The 1328-nt window shown below is 63.6% G+C and carries 1 protein-coding gene and 1 pseudogene; both read right to left on the bottom strand.

The window, feature by feature from the left end; translation table 11 throughout:
* Positions 1-74 (bottom strand): annotated as a pseudogene (locus BFP90_RS28025) (DNA lesion error-prone repair protein ImuA); the annotation flags it as partial.
* Positions 74-691, bottom strand: coding sequence for a transcriptional repressor LexA (lexA, locus tag BFP90_RS03650; protein WP_065895970.1), 618 nt, complete (start codon positions 689-691; stop codon positions 74-76). The pseudogene BFP90_RS28025 and the gene lexA, both read right to left, overlap by 1 nt.
* Positions 692-1328 lie beyond the last annotated feature (637 nt).

The following is a 1328-nucleotide window of genomic DNA, read 5'->3' as shown; positions in this document are numbered from 1 at the left end:
GGTGGCGCGGCGGGCCGGCCCTTCCAGACTCGCCCGCCATTGAACAGCGAGTCCAGGGCAACCACGGCGCCCATCAGCCTTGCCTCACCAGGCCGCAGAACACCCCTTCGATAGCCAGGTCCTGATCGGCCCCGACCACAATAGGCTGATACGCCAGGTTGCGCGGCAGCAGGCGCACCTTGTCGCCCGTGCGCTCGAAACGCTTGATGGTGACTTCACCGTCCAGGCGCGCCACCACAATCTGCCCGTTCAAGGCCTCGGCACTGCGCCGCACGCCCACCAGGTCGCCATCGAGAATACCGTCCTCGATCATCGAATCGCCCTGCACACGCAGCAGGTAGTCCGGGGTTTTGGCGAACGTGGCGGGGTCCAGTTGCAGGCGATTGTGCACTTCGGCATCCGCCCCGATGGGCAGGCCCGCGGCCACACGACCGAGCACCGGGATGTCCAGCCATTCCGGGCGCGGCGGTTGGTTGAGCAGGCGAATACCACGGGCCTGGTTGGGGTTGACTTCGATAAAGCCCGCTTCGGTCAGGGCTACCACATGCTTGCGGGCGACGCTGCGCGAGGCAAAGCCGAACGCCTCGGCGATCTCGGCGAGGCTGGGGGGCTGGCCTTGCTGCGCGATGCGGTCGCGGATGAAGGTCAGGATGGCGGTACGGCGGGGGGTCAGGGTTGTCATGGAGTACATTTGTACTCCTGTGGGAAATTTCTGACAATAGCCGTCAGTCGGGGGTGGGGGGTGGCCGGGATGTTGGATTGGACCGGGTACATATCCGTTTCTGCGGTCACGGCTGCTATGGGTTCCGCCCTTACGGCGGCTCACTTTTGGAAAAGAGCCCCAAAAGTAACCAAAAGGGCTCTTGCCCCACCACTCGGCACCTCGCCTAGGCTCGGTGTGCCCACAATCCGACATTGATGTGGGGGGCCGCCGCCACGCGCCATCCATGGCGCGGGGCGGCTAAACCGGCGTCCTGCCGGTTTACCCCCCACATCAATATCGAATTGCGGCCAGCGTGGTTTAACGGGGCGCCTAAGATCAAAAGCAAGAGCGGCTCGCTTCGCATCGTGGATACGCGGGCTTGCGTACACCGCCATCTGTAGGAGCGAGCTTGCTCGCGAAAAACTCACAGGCGCCGCGTTGAGTCAGGAAGCACGCGTTATCGTTGACGTTTTTCGCGAGCAAGCTCGCTCCTACACAGCGCAGCCGCGCCCACCCGTAACCACGATGCGAAGCGAGCCGCTCTTGATCTGGCTTTTGATCTTAGGCGCCCCGTTAAACCACGCTGGCCGAACGCAGGCTTGAATTCGTGGGTAACCCGGCAGGA

This window comes from Pseudomonas sp. 24 E 13 (assembly GCF_900004715.1).
In the GTDB taxonomy this organism is placed as follows: domain Bacteria; phylum Pseudomonadota; class Gammaproteobacteria; order Pseudomonadales; family Pseudomonadaceae; genus Aquipseudomonas; species Aquipseudomonas orientalis_A.
This window is presented reverse-complemented; position numbering and strand designations above follow the sequence as displayed.